The sequence below is a fragment of the Lutibacter litoralis genome, from assembly GCF_014646675.1.
GTDB classification, from domain to species: Bacteria; Bacteroidota; Bacteroidia; order Flavobacteriales; family Flavobacteriaceae; genus Lutibacter; species Lutibacter litoralis.
This window is the reverse complement of the sequence record NZ_BMNS01000004.1, coordinates 134,274-154,764: the sequence shown is the minus strand read 5'-3', so window position 1 is coordinate 154,764 and position 20,491 is coordinate 134,274. Positions and strand designations below refer to the sequence as shown.

The following is a 20,491-nucleotide window of genomic DNA, read 5'->3' as shown; positions in this document are numbered from 1 at the left end:
AGAATTATGGCACAGAAAAATACAAAAAAAATCTTTAATATGGCCTATGGCCTTGGTGCATCAATTGTTATTATTGGTGCGCTTTTTAAGTTAACACATTATAGTATTGGTTTTCTTACGGGGAATGTAATGTTAGCTATTGGTTTAATTACAGAAGCAATTATTTTTGCAATATCGGCTTTTGAACCTGTAGATGATGATTTAGATTGGTCTTTAGTATATCCAGAATTAGCAGATGGAAGATTAAGAGATAAAGATAAAGCTGAAGCTAAAGAGGCTCAAAGTTTATTATCTCAAAAATTAGATGATATGTTAAGAGATGCAAAGTTAGATGCTGGATTAATGAAAAGTTTAGGAGAAAGTATTCAAAACTTCAAAGGAGCTGCAGAAAATATTGCACCAACAGTAGATTCAATTGCTGCAACTACCAAATATAGCGAGCAATTATCTTTAGCTGCGGCACAAATGGAATCTTTAAATAGTTTATATAAAGTGCAATTAGATAGCACTAGCAGACAAGCTGAAATAAACGAACAAGTTGCTGTAAATGCTGGGAAATTAAAAGAACAAATGGAATCTTTAGCTACTAATTTATCATCATTAAATGGTGTATATGGAGGTATGTTATCTGCAATGTCTAATAAATAATTAGTTGTTTATTATTAAATAAATTATTAATCAAAAAAACTAATTAAAATGGCTTCAGGTAAATTATCACCAAGGCAAAAGATGATAAACTTAATGTATTTAGTTTTTATTGCAATGTTAGCAATGAATATGTCTAAAGAAGTTTTATCAGCTTTTGGTTTTATGAATGAAAAGCTTGTTGAAAACAATTCAACAGCAACGCAAAAAAACAATCAAACACTTAGTAACTTATCAACTAAGGCACAAGAGCAGCCAGAAAAATATGCCGATTTATATAAAACTGCCATTACTGTAAATAAACTTTCTAAAGATTTTACTACGTATTTAGAAACAAAAAAAGCGTTTTTGGTAGATGGTCTAGAAGATCCTAAAAATTACGAAACAATGGATCAGTCTAACCTTGTAGATGAACATTTCTTCTTAAAAGATTCATATACAGAAGAAGGTCAAGAATTTTTAAATCAAATAAATAGTTATAAAAATAGTATTTTAGGGTTATTAGGAGAAAATAATCCGTTAAGCGCTGTAATAAATAAACGATTCGATACTTCAGATCAAAAAAAGGGTATAGGTACGCAGCCTTGGTTAAACAATAGATATGAAGGTTTTCCTTTAATATCTACCGTTACTAATTTAACAGCTATGCAAATGGATGTTAAAACCACGGAATCTGAAATTTATAGCACATTATTAGGAGGACAATTAGAGAGTGATGTCTCTATGTCTAATTACAAAACAATTTTAATTCCAGAAAAATCTGCTTTTTTTCAAGGTGAAAACTTTAAGGGAAAAATTGTATTAGGCCGATATGATTCCTCATTACAACCTTCAGAAGTTATAGTTAATGGAAATAAAATCACTAAAATTGAAGATGGTGGAGCTGTTTTAGATTTTCCTGCCGGTGGAGTTGGAGAACGTGAAGTAAAAGGAAAATTTGTTTTTATAGAAAATGGTGAGCCAGTTGAGATAGAAATAAATAGTACATATGCAGTAATTCCTAAACCAAATAGTGCTGTAATTTCAGCAGATAAAATGAATGTTGTTTATAGGGGTGTGCCAAACCCAATGACAATTTCTATTCCTGGAATTCCTGATAATTTAGTACGAGCAACAGCTACAGGTTTAACTAAAACAGGCGGTTCAGGAAAATATACTATGACACCAGCTTCTGGAAGAGAAGTGACCATTAAAGTTTCGGGAACATTGCCAAATGGACAAACTGTGAGTTCTTCACAAAATTTTAGAATTAAAGATATTCCTTCTCCCCAAGGAACTATTAGAAAAGAATCAGGGCATGTTGTAATGCCTAATTCTAGTTTGGTAAATGCAACTGTAGGAGCAGAATTGCCAGATTTTGATTTCGATTTAAAATTAGCCACCACTGGTTTTACAATTAAAGTGCTTGGACAAGGTGCGGTTGTTGTTAGAGGAAATAAAATGGATGCTGCTGCAAAAAAGGCAATAGCTAAGGCTAAAAGAGGTGATATAGTAACAATATTTGATATAAAATCTTCGTTAGTAGGAAACAGTGGTTATAAAATTAAAAATGCTTCACCAGTAAGTGTTGAAATTCAATAAATTGTAATAAATGATGAATAAGAAAAATATTGGAATCTTAATTTTGGCTTTGATGTTGTTTCAAACAACATTTGCACAATCTAATCTTTTAAATGCTAAAAGACCTTCCGATATTGGAGAAAAAACTGCTGAACAAAAAGCTGTAGATAACGATAGACCGCTAGATTACGGATATGTAGATGATAGAGATATTTTATGGTCTAAAGTGGTTTGGGAATATATTGATTTAAACGAACGTATTAATTTACCGTTGTATTATCCTGTAGATACCACAACTGTTGCAGGTGATAGAAGATCTTTGTTTGACACGCTGCTTAGAGGTATTAAAAATGATGAAATTACCGAAGTTTATGATGATTCCTATTTTACGGCGAAAATGACTAAAGCTGAAATAAATAGAAAATTATTTAGAGTTGATACTACAGATGCCGGTTTCGATGAATTAAATGCAGGTGCAATTAATATTGACGAATATATTGATAAAATAAATTTAACTTCTCAAGATATTGAAGGTTTTAAAATTAAAGGTCTTTGGTATTTTGATAAACGCCAAGGAGAATTAAAGTATAGACTTTTAGCTTTGGCTCCAATTGCACCAGACGTGCAAACTATGGGTAGAGAGGATATTGATATTACAGAGCAATTGCCATTATTTTGGGTTTGGTTTCCAGATGCAAGAAATTTACTGCACGACATGAAAGTTTTCAATCCTAAAAATTCAGCATTCCCAATTTCTTTTGATCATATACTTAATGCAAGAAGATTTAATTCTATTATCTATCGAGAAGAAAATATATTTGGAGATAGAGATGTTTCAGACTATGTAAAAGGGAATTCTTTATTTCAAGTTCTTGAGTCTAATAAGATTAAAGAACAAATTAGAAATAAAGAGTTAGACATGTGGAATTATTAAAACTTTTCTAAAAAAAATAAAAAGCTGTTTAAAAAGTTTTAAAACTTTCTAAACAGCTTTTTCGTTTAATGTAACTTTATAAAATGCAAGTAGATTATATAATAGTTGGTTTAGGTTTGGCAGGGTTAGCTTTTTCTAAAGAGTTAGAAAAACATAATAAATCTTTTATTATTTTTGAAGACAACTCTCAAAATTCATCCATAGTTGCAGGTGGCATGTACAATCCAGTTATTTTAAAACGTTTTACACCTGTTTGGGACGCTGTAAATCAACTTAAAATTGCAATTCCTTTTTATGAAAGTTTAGAAATACAATTTAATACAAAATATCATTATTCAGTTCCTGTTTATCGGATATTTAAATCTATAGAAGAGCAAAATAATTGGTTTATTGCTTGTGATAAACCATTGCTTTCCGACTACATGGATTCTGAAATTATACATAAAAAACATGTTGGAGTTAATGCAGATTTTGGGTTTGGAAAACTGAAGAATACAGGAAGAATTGATACAAAATTGTTATTAGAAGATTACAGAAATTATTTATTGGATAAAAAGTTGCTTTTAAAAGAAAGTTTTGAATATAAAAAAATGAAAATTGAAGATGATACTATAGAATATAAAGGTATTAATGCTTCTAAAATTTTATATTGTGAAGGATTCGGATTACAACAAAATCCATTTTTTAATTACTTGCCAATGCAAGAAGCAAAAGGAGAATTACTAATAATTCACGCTCCGGATTTAATTATAGATTTTTTATTAAAAGCAGCAGTTTTTGTGCTTCCTTTAGGAAATAATTATTATAAAGTAGGTGCTACTTTCAATTGGAAAGATACTACCAAAGTCCCTACGGAAGAAGGTAAAAAAGAATTACTCACAAAATTAAAAGGTTGTATTACAGTTCCTTTTAAAGTTGTTGACCATGTTGCAGGGATAAGACCTACTGTAAAAGATAGACGACCGTTAGTTGGAAAACACCCAAAGCACTCGAATATGGCAATTTTAAACGGTTTAGGAACACGTGGTGTAATGATTGCTCCAAAAGCGGCTAAATTGCTTTACAAGCATTTAGAGCTTGGAGAAGCCTTAGAAAAAGAAATTTCTATTGCTCGTTTTTCGTAATATTTTTATTGAATTTAACAAAAATATTAATCCAAATTATTCTAGAAAACCTCAATGAAATAGGGGCTGTTAAAATTAAAACAACAACAATTGGAATAAAACTTTCAATTAAACTCAGCTTGAATAGTAGTGTTGAAATAATAAATGTAATTATTGAAATTCCAACGGTAAGCGCATAAGTTACATACATAGCACCATAAAAAAATGAAGGTTCCATCATGTATTTAAGACCACAATAAGAACAATTGGTATTCATTTTAAATGCTGTCTTAAATTTAAACATATTTTTTTCTTCCATAAAACCTCCTTCCTGGCATCTTGGGCACTTGTTAAATAAAACACTATAAAGTTTCGATCCTTTTTTTAACATTTTTTGTATATTTTATAGTTATTATAATAAAAACTTTAATTGAGTGCCAAAAATTTTTATAGTAAGTTTGCAAGGTTTTATAGAAAACACAAAATTATACATTAAATTATAAAATATCAATGCTTAACGTACATAATTTATCGGTTTCTTTTGCTGGTACAGATTTATTTTCCGAAATAACTTTTAAATTAAATAAAGGAGATAGAGTAGGATTAATTGGGAAAAATGGAGCAGGAAAATCGACCTTATTAAGAGTTATTTCTCAAGATATTGAAAGTTCTAGTGGAACCATGGCTTTTGATAAAGACATACGTATCGGGTTTTTACGGCAGGATATTGATTTTGAAGAGGGGAGAACTATTTTAGATGAAGCCTACCAAGCTTTTGAAGAAATAAAACAGATTGAAGCAAAATTAGATCAGATTAATAAAGAATTAGCTGAAAGAACCGATTACGAAAGTGATTATTACCACGACTTAATGGTTGGAGTAAACGAGTATACACACCGTTACGAACTGTTAGGGGGGTATAATTATAAGGGGAATACTGAAAAAATTCTTCAAGGTTTAGGATTTCAAAGGGAGGATTTTGATAAGTTAACCGATACTTTTTCAGGAGGTTGGAGAATGCGTATTGAATTGGCTAAATTATTATTACAAAACAATGATATTTTATTATTAGATGAGCCAACCAACCATTTAGATATTGAATCTATCATTTGGTTGGAAAATTTCTTAAAAAATTATACAGGCGCTATTGTGCTGGTTTCGCACGATAAAATGTTTTTAGATAATGTAACAAATAGAACTATTGAAATATCATTAGGGAAAATTTACGACTATAAAAAACCATATTCTCAGTTTTTATTATTGCGAGGAGAAATAAAAGAAAAACAACTTCAGGCACAAAAAAATCAAGAAAAGGAAATTAAAGCAACGCAGTTGTTAATTGATAAGTTTAGAGCAAAAGCTAACAAGGCTACAATGGCGCAATCTTTAATAAAAAAGTTGGATAAAGTTGAGCGTATTGAGGTTGATAGTGACGACAATGCAGTAATGAATGTGCGGTTTCAAACTTCAAAAGAACCAGGGAAAATTGTTGTTGAAGCCGAAGATTTATCTAAAAGTTATGGAAATAAACACGTTCTTGAAAATGTTGATTTATTAATTGAGAGAAATAGTAAGATTGCATTTGTTGGTCAAAACGGTCAAGGGAAATCTACGTTGGCAAAAATTTTAGTTGGTGAAATAGCACACGGTGGACATTTAAAATTAGGTCATAATGTTGAAATTGGATATTTTGCTCAAAATCAATCTGAATATTTAGAACCGGAAAAAACGGTTTTAGAAATTATGCAAGATGCCGCAACAGATACTAATAGAGCAAGAGTTAGAGATATGTTGGGTTCATTTTTATTTAGTGGTGAAGCTGTCGATAAAAAAGCAAAAATGCTTTCGGGGGGTGAAAGAAACAGGTTGGCACTTTGTAAATTATTACTTTCTCCATTCAATGTCTTAATAATGGATGAGCCTACGAACCATTTAGATATTGCTTCAAAAAATGTGCTAAAACAGGCACTTCAAAAATTTGATGGTACACTAATTGTGGTTTCACATGATAGAGATTTTTTACAAGATTTAACAACAACAGTTTACGGATTTAAAGATAAAGTTATTAAAGAGTATCTAGGTGATATTGACTTTTTCTTGGAACAGCATCAAATTGAAAATTTAAGAGAGGCAGAAAAAAGAACAGTTGTAGAAAAGAAACCTGATATTGCTAAAAAAGAAAACGTTCAATTATCTAGAGAAGCAGAAAAGGAGCTAAAAAAGTTAAAAAATAAACTTAGTAAAATAGAGGTTGAAATAGATGTTCTGGAAAAAGAAATTTTAGAATTAGATGAAGCACTTGCTAAAGATTATGAAGCAACCGTTGCTGAGCCAGAATTTTTTGAAAACTATAAAGCAAAAAAACATCAAATAGAGATTTTGATGGAAGCTTGGACAGAACTAGAAGAAAAAATTGAAGTGTGTTCTTAGAAACTAAAGTAAGTGATATAGAACAAGTCTATTTCTCTGAGATTGCAGATTCAGGGGTTTCTTTATTTATAAAACGAGAAGATAAATTACATCCGTTTATTTCAGGAAATAAATATAGGAAGTTAAAGTACAATCTAGTAGAAGCTAAAAATCAAGAAAAAATGACTTTAATTACCTTTGGAGGAGCATATTCTAATCATATTGCAGCTTCCGCAGCAGCCGGTTCTCAATTCGGGTTTAATACTATTGGAGTAATTAGGGGTGAAGAATTAGCTAATAATTTGGAAGAAGTCCTGCAAAATAATCCAACTCTAAAGTTTGCTTCAAAACATAATATGCAATTTCATTTTGTTTCTAGAAGTGCATACCGAGAAAAAACTTCCAAAGAATTTCTAGATAATTTAAAACAACAATTTGGTGATTTTTATTTAGTGCCAGAAGGTGGAACAAATACCTTTGCAGTTAAAGGATGTGAAGAGATTTTAACTGAAAGAGATATTGTTTATAATGTAATTTGTTCATCTGTTGGAACTGGAGGGACAATTTCTGGAATTATAAATTCAACAAAGGAGCATCAAAAAACTATTGGTTTTCCGGCTTTAAAAGGAGATTTTCTTCAAAATGAAATTAAAAAATATGTACTAACTAACAAAAATTGGAGTTTAAATACTAATTATCATTTTGGAGGTTATGCAAAAGTTTCGGAAACTTTAATTAATTTTATTAATAAATTTAAGGGAGAAACGGGGATTCCTTTAGACCCTGTTTATACAGGTAAAATGTTATTTGGAATTGTAGATTTAATAAAAAATGATTATTTTGAAAAAGGGACTAGTATTTTAGCAATTCATACAGGAGGTTTGCAAGGAATTGATGGAATGAATGTATATTTGAAAAATAAAAAATTAGTAGAAATAGTATAATTATGAATTTGAAGTTTTTTTTAATTACCGTTTTAACGCTTAGTTTATTAGTAAGTTGTAAGTCTAAAAAGAAGCTTGTTAAAAAATTAGAAACACCTCATAAGGAGATGGTTATTAAATCGACAAATGATACCGATTCAAAGAAGGTTACTTTAGTGTCAAACACAAATTCAACTATTAGAAATTCAACGTTAGATTATATTGAGCAGTATAAAGATGCAGCAATGAGAGATATGCGTAACTATAACATTCCTGCTAGTATTAAGTTAGCGCAAGGTATTTTAGAATCCTCTAGCGGTAATAGTCAATTAACAAAAAGATCTAATAATCACTTTGGAATAAAATGTCATAAAGGTTGGGAAGGAGATAAGACCTATCACGATGATGATGAAAAAGGAGAATGTTTTAGGGTCTATAAAGACCCGGCAAACTCTTATAAAGATCATTCCTTATTTTTAACAAGTAGGTCTAGGTATTCAGATTTATTTAAAATAGAGCAGGGAGATTATGTTAAATGGGCAAAGGGCTTGAGTAAAGCTGGTTATGCTACAGATAGGCGTTATCCTGCAAAATTAATTGCTATTATTGAAAAATATGATTTACATAAATATGATACTGAAGTTTTAGGAAAATCATTTGAATATCCTAAAAATAACGATTTAAAAAATCATATTGTAACAAAAGGTGATACACTGTATTCACTTTCTAGAAGATATGGTTTAACTGTTTCTGATCTTAAAAAAATTAATAGTTTAGATTCTAATACTATAAGTATTGGGCAAGTATTAATTGTGTCAAAATAAAAAAAGCGTTACAAAATGCAACGCTCTCAACATTAATCAATTAAAAAACTAAACTCTATTTTTAAACTGTTTTTTAGAACCATTAACTCTTCTAGCTCCTTGTTTATTCCCTTTTTTCATAGTGGCTTTACGCATAGATTTTCGATTAGAGTTTTCCCATTTTTCATACTGTTCTTTTGTAAGAATCTTTTTCATTTCAGCTTTATGGGCCTGTTGTCTTGTTAATCGCATATTTTCACGTGCAAAACGTTCATCTGTTGTAAAACCAGTACCGTCTTGTTTGTTTTTTTGAAATGAAGCTCTAAGTTTTTCACGCTCTTCTGCAGACTTCAACATCATTTTTTTAACTTCTTTTTGCTGGTTTTCATTTAGGTCTAATCGTAAAGCTAATTTTTTACTTTGTAATGTTGCTCTTTGTTCTGGAGTGTAATTTGCTCTTTTGTTTTGTCTTTGTCCTTGAGCTACTATAGTTAAAGAAAAGAACATTATCATTACTGTTAATCCTACTAATTTTTTCATAATCTAAATATTTTAATGTGTTAATATGCTTCTTTGACTGTACTAAATTTAAAAGGTTTAAAAGTTTAACACTCATTAACATTTATTAACACAAAACACTAAAATTACCCCTGAAATCGAACAACTAAAAAAATGTAATTCAGAATAATTATAAATAGTGTATTTTTGCAAATTATGATGAATAAACTTTCAGATTGGTTACCTACAACAAATAAAGAGGTAAAACTTAGAGGTTGGGAAGAATTAGATGTAATTCTTTTTAGCGGAGATGCCTATGTAGATCATCCAGCATTTGGTCATGCGGTTGTTGGTAGAATTTTAGAAAGTTATGGGTTGCGCGTTGCAATAGTTCCTCAGCCTAGTGTAAACGATAATTTACAAGATTTTACCAAGCTTGGAACTCCAAAACTATTTTTTGCTGTTACTGGTGGTTGTATGGATCCAATGGTTAGTAATTATACTGCTAGTAAAAGAAGTCGTGATAAAGATGCCTATACTCCAAACGGAGATAAAGGTTTTAGACCAGATTATGCAACTGCAGTTTATAGCAATATTTTAAAAGAAAAATTTCCTGATGTTCCTGTTTTAATTGGTGGTATTGAAGCTTCTTTAAGAAGAGTTACACACTACGATTATTGGAGCGACACATTAAAACCTACAATCTTAGAGGAATCTAAAGCAGATTTGCTAGTGTACGGAATGGGAGAGCAACCATTGAGAGAAATTGTAAGTTTATTGCAAAAAGGCGTTCCGTTTTCAAGTTTAACAACTATTAAACAAACTGCTTTTCTATTAAATAAGAATGAAGAGGTTCCTAAAAATAAAAACTGGAAAGATGTTTCTATTCACTCCCATGAAGTTTGTTTGAAGGATAAAAAGTTATTTGCTTCAAATTTTAAGGTTATTGAACAAGAGTCTAATAAATTATTTGCAAATAGAATTTTTCAGGATGTTGGAAATTCAAAATTGGTTATAAATCCGCCTTATGAAACAATGACAGAAAGTGAAATTGATGCTTCTTTTGATTTGCCTTTTACACGACTGCCACATCCAAAATATAATAAGCGTGGTGCAATACCTGCGTTTGAAATGATTAAATTTTCAATAAATATACATAGAGGTTGTTTTGGAGGATGCAGTTTTTGTACCATTTCTGCACATCAAGGAAAATTTATTGCAAGTAGAAGTCAGGACTCTATTTTGAAAGAAGTAGATCAGGTTGCGAATATGCCAGATTTTAAAGGATATTTATCTGATATTGGTGGACCTTCAGCAAATATGTACAAAATGAAAGGTAAGGTTCAAGAAATTTGCGATAGATGTGTTGCGCCTTCTTGCATTTCTCCAGTAATTTGTCATAATTTAGATACTTCACATAAACCTTTAACCGAGTTATATCAGGCCGTAGATAAGCACCCAAAAATAAAAAAATCTTTTATTGGAAGTGGTATTAGACACGATATGTTAGTGCCTGAATTTAATACAAAAGCAAATCCAAAAGAGTTAGATGACTATACAGAAGAAGTGATGACGAAACACGTTTCTGGTAGATTAAAAGTGGCTCCAGAACACTCCTCAGATCCTGTTTTAAAACTAATGCGTAAGCCATCTTTTAAATATTTTCACAAGTTTAAAGATCGCTTCGATAAAATTAATATTCGTAAAAAATTAAACCTGCAGTTAATACCGTATTTTATTTCAAATCATCCAGCATGTGAAGTTGAAGATATGGCAAATTTAGCTGCTGAAACAAAAGATATGGGATTTCAATTGGAACAAGTTCAGGGATTTACTCCAACACCTATGACAGTTGCAACGGTAATTTATTATAGCGGTTACCATCCATATACCTTAAAACCTACAAAGACACCTAAATCTAAACACGAAAAGGAAGAACAACATCGATTTTTCTTTTGGTATAAAAGGGAAAACCAGGCTTGGATTAGAAAAACACTTACAAAAGTAGGGAGACAAGATTTATTGCAAAAATTGCTTCCAACAACAAACTCATGGAAAAAAAATAAAGGGGAGAAAGTTAAAAATACTTTTGATGACGCTATACCTTTTAATTCACGGAAGAAAAAGAAATTTAATAAAAAGAAAAAAAGATAATAGTTTTTTGGCTTTCATTTACTGCTTACATTAAAAATCTTAAATTTGTACCAACGTTTAAACTTATTTCTAATGAAAAAAATATATCTATTTTTTTTAATACTTTCCTCAACACTTATTGCTCAAAACAAAGTAAAGGTTGATTTAAGTAATCCAAGTTCAACTATTTATACACATTTATATTTTTTACAACCAGATTCTTATGAGCCTGTTAAAGCTGCACAAACTATTTACGGGGTTGAAGGAGAGAAAGCTGAGGAAATTGCCATTAAATTGAAACAAATATTAGATGGTAAAGGTTTAAAAGTTGACTTTACAAAAGTGCCAAAAGACAAAATGCATTCCGATACTTCAAATTTTAAGAAGAAATATCAGTATGTGTTGTTTCCATATCAAATGCCTCAAATTTATGTTGAAAAAATAGGTGATAATTGGTATTATTCTTCAGAAACTATTGGGCAAGTTAATGCAATTTATAATAGTATTTATCCTTGGTATACCAATAAACTACAACAGATTATTCCAGATATAGGTCATTATTCTATTCTTAATATAGAATTGTGGCAGTATCTGGGACTGCTAACTTTATTAACTTTAAGTGTTCTAGTATTTTATATTTTAAGAAAAGTTGTGTTTTATATACTGCGTAAGATTCAATTTTTAATAATTAAAAAATCAAATGAAAGAATTAATATTACCTTAAAAAAGTTAGCACGACCAATTGTGTTATTACTTTTAATTCAATTTATTAAATGGCAGTTACCTTCGTTATTACTTCCTTTAAATTTAAACACGTTTTTGTTTTTATCGTTTAATATAATGGCTACTGTTTTTTGGATTTATGTTTTCTTAAAATTAGTAAAGGTTATAATGGGTATTTATGAAGATTTTGTTGAAAGTACACATAGTAAATTAGATGATCAATTAGTTCCAATTTTAGATAATTTTTTAGTTGGATTGGTTATTTTTTTTGGGTTTTTAAAAGTATTAACGTTATTTGGTATTGAACCAGTTACTGTTATTGCTGGAGCGTCAATTGGTGGAATTGCGGTTGCTTTGGCTTCTCAAGATACAGTTAAAAATCTGATTGGTACTATAATGATTTTTGTAGACAAACCGTTTCATATTGGAGATTGGATAGAAGCTGGTATTGTTGCTGGTACTGTTGAAACGGTTGGGTTTAGATCTACAACTGTTAGGGCAGCAGATACTTCGGTTTATCAAATTCCTAATAGTACACTGTCTGAAATGGTAGTTAATAATAAAGGTTTACGTGCTTTTAGAAGATATACTACTAACTTAGGGTTGCGTTACGATACACCTCCTGAACTTATTGATGCATTTGTTAAAGGTGTTCGTAAAATTGTAGAATTGCATCCAGACACGCGAGACGATGCTTTTAATGTAGAGTTTGCTGGATTTGGAGATTCGTCTTTATTAATTTTATTAAACGTGTATTTTGTTGAATTGGATTGGAATAAAGAACAGGCCTCTAAACATAGTTTACATATTGCTGTTTTAAAATTAGCAGCTGAACTTGGTGTAGATTTTGCATTCCCTTCTACAACAGTTATGATTGAACAGTTTCCAGAAAAAAAAGGTTTGCCAATGGATTACAATATTGAAGAAAACAGAATTAAAAATATAATTGATAGTATTAATAAAAAAAAGTAGTTAAAAATTAAACTCAAGAACTTTGCTAGGGTCTTGTTTTTTTAATTTAAACTTTGCTTAAAACACTAATTTATTAAAGTTGAAGTTAATTATAGTTTAGTTAGAATCTTAAATGTTTTAAGAATGAAATTAATTATTTCTTAAAACTATTTATAATTTTTTTAATTGCCACCAAATTACTTAAAAGACTTTCTAAATATTGTAAGTCAAGCATATTTGCTCCGTCACTTTTTGCGTTTTTAGGATCGAAATGAGTTTCCAAAAACAAGCCATCTACACCGACAGCAATTCCAGCTCTTGCAATAGTTTCAATCATATCTGGTCTTCCTCCAGTAACACCACTAGTCTGATTTGGTTGTTGTAAAGAATGTGTAATGTCTAAAATAGTAGGTGCAAATTGTTGCATTTCAGGAATTCCTCTAAAATCAACAATCATATCTTGATAACCAAACATGGTTCCTCTATCAGTAATCCAAGCTTTTTGGTTTCCACTATCTTTTACTTTTTGAACTGCATGTTTCATTGCAGACGGACTCATAAATTGCCCTTTTTTTAAATTTACTACTTTACCAGTTTTTGCAGCTGCAACTACCAAATCCGTTTGTCGCACTAAGAAAGCAGGTATTTGCAATACATCAACATATTCAGCGGCTTTCTCAGCATCTTCATTTGTGTGAATATCGGTTACAGTTGGTACATTAAAAGTTTCTGAAACCTTTCTTAAAATTTTTAGTGCTTTTTCGTCTCCAATTCCTGTAAAACTATCAATTCTACTTCTGTTTGCTTTTTTAAAACTTCCTTTAAAAACAAACGGAATTTCTAGTGTTTCAGTCACTTTTAAAATGTGTTCAGCTATACGCATTGCCATTTCTTCACCTTCGATAGCACAAGGCCCAGCTAATAGAAAAAAGTTATTACTAGTTGTATGTTTTATATTCGGAATCAGATTTAAATCCATTGTTTTAGTTTTTGCAAAGATAGAATAAGTTTGAATGTTTAAAAGTTGAAAGGTTGAAAAGTTTATATATTAAAAAATAAATAATTCTTATTTTGCAGAAAATTTAGACAAAGTAAACAATGAAAAAGTTATTGGCATTTGCGTTTGTATGTGTTTTCGTTAGCTGTTCTGTAAAAGAAACACCTGAATTTGTGGGGGTGAGAAATATAAAAGTAATAGAATCTACTAAAACTTTTGTAACTATAAAAGGGGAGGGTTTATTTAGAAATCCAAATGATATTGGAGGGAAATTGAAGGCTGATGGAATTAAAATCTATGTCAATGGAAATGAAATGGCAACTGTAACCTCAGAAAGTTTTGAGGTGCCAGCCAAAGAGGAGTTTACAATTCCGTTACTTGTAAACATTCCAACAGATAGTATTTTTTCAAATAAGAATATTGGAGGTTTAATAGGAAGTCTTTTTAGTCAAAAAATTCAAGTAAAATACCAAGGGAAAATCAAGTATGAAGTGTTTGGTTTTTCACATTCTTATACTGTTGATGAAACTGAAAATATAAAGATTAAGTTGTAACTAAAAGTTTTGAGTTATAAGTTTTGAGTGTTAAGGATTAAAAACTCAACACTCAAAATTAAAAACTATTTAATAGTGATTCTAATACCTTCACTATGGCTACTAAATTCAGGAGCGTACATACTTTGAATGGTTGTAATTCCATTGCTGAATTTTCCTGCATTATTTACACGTAAATCGTATTCAAAAACATACACTCCTTTTGGTAAACGCTCCATAAAAAAGTTGGTAGAAGCATCTTTAGAACTTTCATAATATCCCAAACCATCTTGCCATTTATAGCTTGATAATTCATTTAATGGCTCTAATCCACTGGCTCTCATATCTTTCATATGCACAAATTCCATTGGTCTGTCAACTTTTAATTCTATGCGAACAGTAATTAAATCACCAACTTTTAAAGTTGAGGTTTCTGTTATTTCCGTTAGTACTTTTCCAGAATCAGAATTCGATTTTAAGAATAATTTTTTAGTTAATTTTAAAGGTGTTTCTGCCGATGTAATTTTATCTAAATCTTCAAAATATTGCCAATATAAACTTCCCCAGGCAATACCATTGTCTTTTTTAGAAATAGTAACATTAGCCATTTCTGGAGTAATTTCATTCCCATTCCAAGAAGTTTTATAGTAGCCTGTTCCCGCTTTAATTTTCACATTTTCCAATTTTGAAGGTTCAATTTTTTGACTTCCTACGGTAACGTCAATGGTCTCATTTATAGATAACCAATCACTTCCTTGTAACAGCAGCGCATAAACAGCTTCGGTTGTTGCTTTTGTGGTTTTCCAACTATTGGTTTGCTTGTTTTTAAGTAACCAAACTTTTAACTCATCAACAATTTTAATATCATTTTCAATTTCAGAAAAGACTTCAATTAGCAATGCTTGTGTTTCAATAGGAGCTTGGAACCAAAACCAACTTGCTGTATTTTCTTTCCAATACATTCCTAATTCATCACTTGTAATACTGTTTTCTTTTAACGATTTTAATATCTCAGTAGCACTAATTTTGTTTCCATTTCTATGCTGAATTAAAGCAATCATCCCTTTTGAATACAAGCTAAAATCAGTCCAATAGTTAGCAGATTGATTGGTGTAATAATCTACTGCTTTTTTAACTTTTGAAGGAATTTCAACTTCCTTATAAAAACTACGCATATATAAATAATGCAATTGTGTATTTCCTAAATGATTTTTCTCTAAATAATCCTTTTCAGCTTTAATTCCTTTTGACTTTGTTGTAGCTTTATCTCTTAACTTTTTGGCTTCTTTTAATAGTTTATTATAATCATCTAAAATTTCATCATCCAAAAATTGTACAGCTTTTGCAATCATTTTTTGAGATTCTTCTTGATTGTTCATAATGACATTTAGTTGTTTTAAATGCCCAAAACTTGCTGCAATATGTTGTGTAATGTATCTGTTTGGGTAATTACTGCCTTTAAACCAAGGAAAACCGCCATTGCTAAACTGTAACTCCTTCAGTTTATTCAAGGCAGTTTCCTGCTCATTTTTCATCTTATTTAAATCAAATAATAACCCTATTCTCTTTTTTTGTTTTGTTTCGCTCTGTGCATCTCTCAACCAAGGAGTTTCACTAATTATTATGGATTTTAATTCTTCGTTTTTTTCTAAATTAGAAGTTAATTCATCGCTATTTTTCCATAAATCAAAAACTTCTTTAATTCTCGGGTTTGAATTTGCAACATGACTTGCAAGTGTATTTGCATAATATCTAGAAAAAGTTTGTTCGGAACATTCATACGGATATTCCATTAAATATGGTAAACTTTGTACTGCGTACCAAGCCGGATTAGAAGTGATTTCTAATGTTAATTTGTGATTTTTTAACGTTTTTGAAGTCTGGTTTCTTAATTTATTTAAAGAAAATGTTTTAGTTTGATTGCTTCGAACCCACATTGGCAACGTTTCTGTAACTAACATTCTGTTAGATAAAACTGGCAAAACATTTTGTTCTCCATCAGAAAAATCTCCTGCTTTGGCGATAATTTTATACTGTATAGCTTGAATTCCTTCTGGAATATTCAGTTTCCAACTTACACTAGTATTTCCTTTTTTATCAACAAAAAAGTTTTGAGTTGTTAAACTATTCTCAATTAAATAATTGATTTCTTTACCAGAAATAGCATCAGTTAAAATCAATTGAGCAGTTCCATTCAATATTTTATCAGTTAAATTTGAAATTTTACCTGAAAAAATAAGTTCATCACCTTCACGCAAAAAACGTGGTGGATTTGGCAAAACCATCAACTCTTTTTGAGTAACAGAAGTTAATGTTTTGGTAGCTGAAGCCGATTCTTCTGTATGCCCCAATAATTGTAATTTCCACTGTGTTAAAGCTTCAGGAACTGTAAAATTAAAACTTACATTTCCTTCTTTATCCGTTTTTAAATGAGGGTAGAAGAAAGCGGTTTCATTAAAGTTTGTTCTAATTTTAACAGATGATAAATCTATTTTTTTAGGCTTCTCTATTTCATTTTCAAGTTTTTTATAACCAACGGTAACTACTTCATCTAATGATTCGGTATCATTAAATGCCATTTCCTCAACTTCAAAGCCTTCACTTTCTTTAATTTTTTTAGAAGCTATTCCTCTAATCATCATATTTCTATTAGTGCCAAAATGAAATCCAAACCAATTTAATTCATCAAAACGTTGCAGTATTTGACCATAATTACTTCTTTGAAGGTTATTTACATTAAAATAAACGGTTCCAAAACTATGTTGTGCTCTTCTATTTATTCGAGAATAATAGGTTGGATTTTTAATTGGATTAAATTGCCAATTATGTGGTTTAAATTGATCCAATGAAGCGTCATACATACTTGCCAATAACTCTGCGGCAATTTTTTCACCTTTGGTTCCTTTTAATTTAAAACTCCAGGTTTCATTTTGTCCAGGCTGTAATTTATCTCTAAAAGTGAGCGTTTCAATTTCTAATTCTTGAACAGGGTAAGGAACTGAAATAGGTAAAGTTCCGCTTTCAAAAGTGTTGTAATTTACATAACTATAGTTAATTGCAAATCCGCCAAAATCGTTTTTAGTTATCGGAATTTCAAGTTGTTTAAATTCGTTATTTAAGTGAATAATTTTAGTTTCAATTAGTTTTCCATCCTTTTCTATATCAATGGTTACCGTTAAATCTTTAGAACTTGAACCAATTTTTAGTAACACAATTTCATTTGGTTTATAACTTGATTTCCGATGAGAAATTGAAAATAATTGATTGTCAGAAACTTGAGTGTCTTTATTATTAAAAATTGTAACAATCTGTTTGTCAGTAACTTTTTGTCCAAACTTATCAAAACATACTATTTCAACAAGATAATTTCCAGACTGCCATTTTTTAATATTTTTCAACTTAATTTTAGAATTGATTAAAGTATTAAAACTATCTTCAAAAACTAGTTTGCCTTTTTCCCAATTTAAGATTTCATCTTCATTAGTATAAGGTTCATGAGGAAACATATTTTTGAATTCTGAAAAAGTATACAATTGATAATCTGGAGCTTTCCAAGGACGTTTTCTTAAAACAGTTGTTGGAGCTTGTAATTTTAATATTTTTATGGTTCCTTTTGCTGGAGCAAATTGATTGTTGAGGTTTTTGGTTTCAATATTTATAAAGTTTTCTTTTTTAGTTTTATCAATTTTAGCATCCATATTAATTTCTGCAATTAAGCTGTGGTATCCAACTTTAACAATGGATGTTGCGCTTCTGGTTTCTCCATTTAAATCCGTAACGTCTGCGGTAACTTCATAATTAAAAACAGGTAAATTATCTTTCTCTACATTTTTATCTGCCAATGCTTTAAATGTGATAGTAAAGTTTCCTTGAGCGTTTGTAATAGTTTCTCCGTGAATTATTTCTTGAGGTTCAGAAACGATAAAATTTGGTTTGTACCAATAAAACCACCTTGGATATTGCACCTTTCTATGAACTCTGTAAGTAACTTTTGCATCTGTAATATTGCTACCTGCAAAAGCCAAAGCGCTTCCATTAATTGTAATACTATCATTAATTTTATAAGTTTCAGTTACAGGTTTAAAGGTTGTTTCAAATTTTGGACGTTTGTACTCTTCAACTGAAATTTGAGTTTCAGAATAATTAAAATCGTCAATAGTATTGTACAAATTACTTTTTTGGGAGCCTTCATCAACTTCTAAAGTATAGATTCCATTCAACCCAGTTGTTGGAATAATAAATTGGGAACTAAAAGATCCAAATTCATTGGTTTTTAATTCAATTTCGCTAACAACTTCTGCATTAACATTGTAAAGCGCAACATTCACAAATTCGTTGCTTACAACTTTAGATATGGAGCCTTCTTTTTTAATTAAAATCCCTTTAAAATAAACAACTTGTCCAGGTCTGTATATGCTTCTATCAGTAAATAAAAAAGGTGTAATTATTAAGTTATTAGATTGGTTATCTGTGTGATTATAATTGTACAAATAGTAATCACCAAAACTGGCCTTTTCATTGTTATTTATAATTGAAATTACCACATTTCGATAGGTGCTATTTGAAGTAAATTTAAATTGCCCATTCTTATCTGTTATATAATTTTTATTTATGGGGTTGTTATAGTTATTTGTATTATAGTTTTTTAAATTAATTCTTGCATTTTTAATTGGCTTTCCGGAATTTCTATCAACAACTTGGTATGTATAGGTATTATTTAAAACAGTTTCAACCAAAGCCATATTTGTTACTTGAATTGTTGAAGTTGCATAAACGCTGTTTGCATTTAAAGTTTCAAGTGTTGAAGCAAAAATTAAGTAGTTTCCATTATTTAAAGGTGGAATTGCAATTTCTGTTGCATGTTGTTGAAAATCATTTTCAGTTTTTAATGCCTGTTGAAAAGTAGTAGTTTGTGTTAATTTTTTTAGAAAGGTTATTTTTTCTTCATTATTATAAATTGAATTGAATTTCTTTTTTTGATTTTCATTTATTTTGAAAATAGTAAAATATAAAGTTTCAATATTTTTATAGTTCACTAAAATTTTACTTTGCTTATCAATAGGAATATTTTTTTCAGCAGTAATATTTATAGACTGACTTAAAATTTTTTGTTTTAATTGCTTGCAATTTTTTGCGCCTTTACTTTCAGGGAATTTGTTGATAGCATTTTCGCAAATTGTTAAAGCTTCTACATTTTTAAACTGGTTGTCTGGATTTGTTTCTGCATTGTATTCACTTGCTTGAATTCTATAGATTGAGGCAATTTCAAAATCTATTAAAGTTGACGATTCTGAAGCTGAAAATTCTTCTTTTAAATTTTGAAGAACCTTAAAGTAAATACTGTCTTTTTGAAGAATAGTAGAGTGTTTAATTACAAAATTTAGGCGTTCAAGATCCGCAGAAATTAAAGCATCAGTATTTTTATTTAAAGAGTGAAAAGCAATTATGTTTTTGTATATTTTTAATGCATTTAGTTGTAAAGACAAACTATCTTTTGCTTCAAATTCAGTTTTAGAAAACACTTTGTAGTTTTCTAAATAGCTTTCGTTATCAAGTTCAAATTTATAGTTTGGTTGTGTTATGGAAATTTCAGGTGATTTATAAAATTCCAATGCATTATTGCTTAAAAAATCAAATAATGTTGGTCTGTATTTTTTAGAGTCTTGTTGTAAATTTAAAATAGGGTTATAACCATTTAAATCAGTTTGCTGGAGTATTAATCCATTTTTTAAAGAGTTTTGAAAATGAATATGAACTTCGGTAAACAATGTTTCCAAATCCCAAGTTCTAAAATCTAGAGAATCTACTTTTTCTGAAGTTTTGGTTCGGTTATAAAATTTATACCTGTTTTGTTGAAAATATTGCCAATATAAATTTGCCAGTACACTTTCTAATACATTTTTTGTTGGAGTTTTAGCTTTTTCAATTTGAATTTTAAAAAGATTAACAACTTCTAATTGAGCATCTTCTTCCAATAACAAGGCATATTTAGATTTATAAAACAACGATTTAATTAGTTGGGCTGAATTACTTTCTTTTTTTGCTTTTTTATAAATAATTTCAACAGTATTAAAAGCTGATTTTGGCAACGATTTTTCTTCAAATTGCTGAACTTCTTTCCACAACTTATCATAATTATCTTGAATTAATTGTGCTTTCGCGGTAGTTGAAAATAGGAATAATGCCAATATTGCGATTGAAATGTTTTTCATAGAATATCTTTTAATACTTTAAGGTTAGCAAAAGTTATACCTAAAATTAAATTGAACACAATTTGTT

Annotated in this window: 14 protein-coding genes; 10 read left to right on the top strand and 4 right to left on the bottom strand. The window is 29.7% G+C overall.

Annotation, left to right across the window (positions count from 1 at the left end):
- Window positions 1-6 precede the first annotated feature (6 nt).
- From porL to IEW75_RS07415, 4 genes are all read left to right on the top strand, one after another.
- Window positions 7-648, top strand: a complete 642-nt coding sequence (gene porL, locus IEW75_RS07430) for a type IX secretion system motor protein PorL/GldL (protein WP_134248737.1) — start codon at window positions 7-9, stop codon at window positions 646-648.
- 48 nt (window positions 649-696) lie between these two features.
- A complete protein-coding gene (porM, locus tag IEW75_RS07425; protein ID WP_134248738.1) occupies window positions 697-2,226 on the top strand; it encodes a type IX secretion system motor protein PorM/GldM in 1,530 nt (509 codons plus the stop codon).
- 10 nt (window positions 2,227-2,236) lie between these two features.
- A complete protein-coding gene (gene porN / locus IEW75_RS07420) occupies window positions 2,237-3,139 on the top strand; it encodes a type IX secretion system ring subunit PorN/GldN (protein WP_308423313.1) in 903 nt (300 codons plus the stop codon).
- Window positions 3,140-3,222: 83 nt separating this feature from the next.
- A complete protein-coding gene (locus IEW75_RS07415) occupies window positions 3,223-4,263 on the top strand; it encodes an NAD(P)/FAD-dependent oxidoreductase (protein ID WP_134248739.1) in 1,041 nt (346 codons plus the stop codon).
- On the opposite strand, the gene IEW75_RS07410 is transcribed toward IEW75_RS07415, so the two are convergent.
- Window positions 4,244-4,633, bottom strand: a complete 390-nt coding sequence (locus IEW75_RS07410) for a DUF983 domain-containing protein (protein ID WP_134248740.1) — start codon at window positions 4,631-4,633, stop codon at window positions 4,244-4,246. The genes IEW75_RS07415 and IEW75_RS07410 overlap by 20 nt on opposite strands.
- Window positions 4,634-4,752: 119 nt before the next feature.
- On the opposite strand from IEW75_RS07410, the gene IEW75_RS07405 reads away from it, so the two are divergent.
- Genes IEW75_RS07405 through IEW75_RS07395 form a run of 3 tightly spaced genes read left to right on the top strand, consistent with a single transcriptional unit; the run spans window position 4,753 to window position 8,398 of the window.
- Window positions 4,753-6,672: an ABC-F family ATP-binding cassette domain-containing protein gene (locus IEW75_RS07405; RefSeq protein ID WP_134248741.1), complete on the top strand. Its 1,920-nt coding sequence runs from the start codon at window positions 4,753-4,755 to the stop codon at window positions 6,670-6,672.
- Window positions 6,663-7,595 carry a 1-aminocyclopropane-1-carboxylate deaminase/D-cysteine desulfhydrase gene (locus IEW75_RS07400; RefSeq protein WP_373286317.1) on the top strand — a complete coding sequence of 311 codons (933 nt, stop codon included), beginning with the start codon at window positions 6,663-6,665 and terminating at the stop codon, window positions 7,593-7,595. Before IEW75_RS07405 ends, IEW75_RS07400 begins: the two co-directional genes overlap by 10 nt.
- 2 nt (window positions 7,596-7,597) lie before the next feature.
- Window positions 7,598-8,398: a glucosaminidase domain-containing protein gene (locus IEW75_RS07395; protein WP_134248742.1), complete on the top strand. Its 801-nt coding sequence runs from the start codon at window positions 7,598-7,600 to the stop codon at window positions 8,396-8,398.
- Window positions 8,399-8,446: 48 nt separating this feature from the next.
- On the opposite strand, the gene IEW75_RS07390 is transcribed toward IEW75_RS07395, so the two are convergent.
- Entirely contained in the window at window positions 8,447-8,917 is a 471-nt protein-coding gene (locus IEW75_RS07390) for a DUF4890 domain-containing protein (RefSeq protein WP_134248743.1), read from the bottom strand.
- Between the two features lie 174 nt (window positions 8,918-9,091).
- On the opposite strand from IEW75_RS07390, the gene IEW75_RS07385 reads away from it, so the two are divergent.
- Together IEW75_RS07385 and IEW75_RS07380 are read left to right on the top strand one after the other, a co-directional pair.
- Window positions 9,092-11,029: a YgiQ family radical SAM protein gene (locus tag IEW75_RS07385; RefSeq protein ID WP_373286316.1), complete on the top strand. Its 1,938-nt coding sequence runs from the start codon at window positions 9,092-9,094 to the stop codon at window positions 11,027-11,029.
- A gap of 72 nt (window positions 11,030-11,101) precedes the next feature.
- Window positions 11,102-12,703: a mechanosensitive ion channel family protein gene (locus tag IEW75_RS07380; protein WP_134248744.1), complete on the top strand. Its 1,602-nt coding sequence runs from the start codon at window positions 11,102-11,104 to the stop codon at window positions 12,701-12,703.
- 133 nt (window positions 12,704-12,836) lie between these two features.
- On the opposite strand, the gene kdsA is transcribed toward IEW75_RS07380, so the two are convergent.
- Window positions 12,837-13,661: a 3-deoxy-8-phosphooctulonate synthase gene (kdsA, locus tag IEW75_RS07375; protein WP_134248745.1), complete on the bottom strand. Its 825-nt coding sequence runs from the start codon at window positions 13,659-13,661 to the stop codon at window positions 12,837-12,839.
- 119 nt (window positions 13,662-13,780) lie between these two features.
- On the opposite strand from kdsA, the gene IEW75_RS07370 reads away from it, so the two are divergent.
- Window positions 13,781-14,233 (top strand): LEA type 2 family protein, encoded by a 453-nt coding sequence (locus IEW75_RS07370; RefSeq protein WP_134248746.1) that lies wholly within the window; start codon window positions 13,781-13,783, stop codon window positions 14,231-14,233.
- A gap of 65 nt (window positions 14,234-14,298) precedes the next feature.
- Here the strand turns inward: IEW75_RS07370 and IEW75_RS07365 are convergent, their stop codons facing one another.
- On the bottom strand, window positions 14,299-20,424 hold the full coding sequence (locus IEW75_RS07365; RefSeq protein WP_134248747.1) for an alpha-2-macroglobulin family protein: 6,126 nt from the start codon (window positions 20,422-20,424) through the stop codon (window positions 14,299-14,301).
- Window positions 20,425-20,491 lie beyond the last annotated feature (67 nt).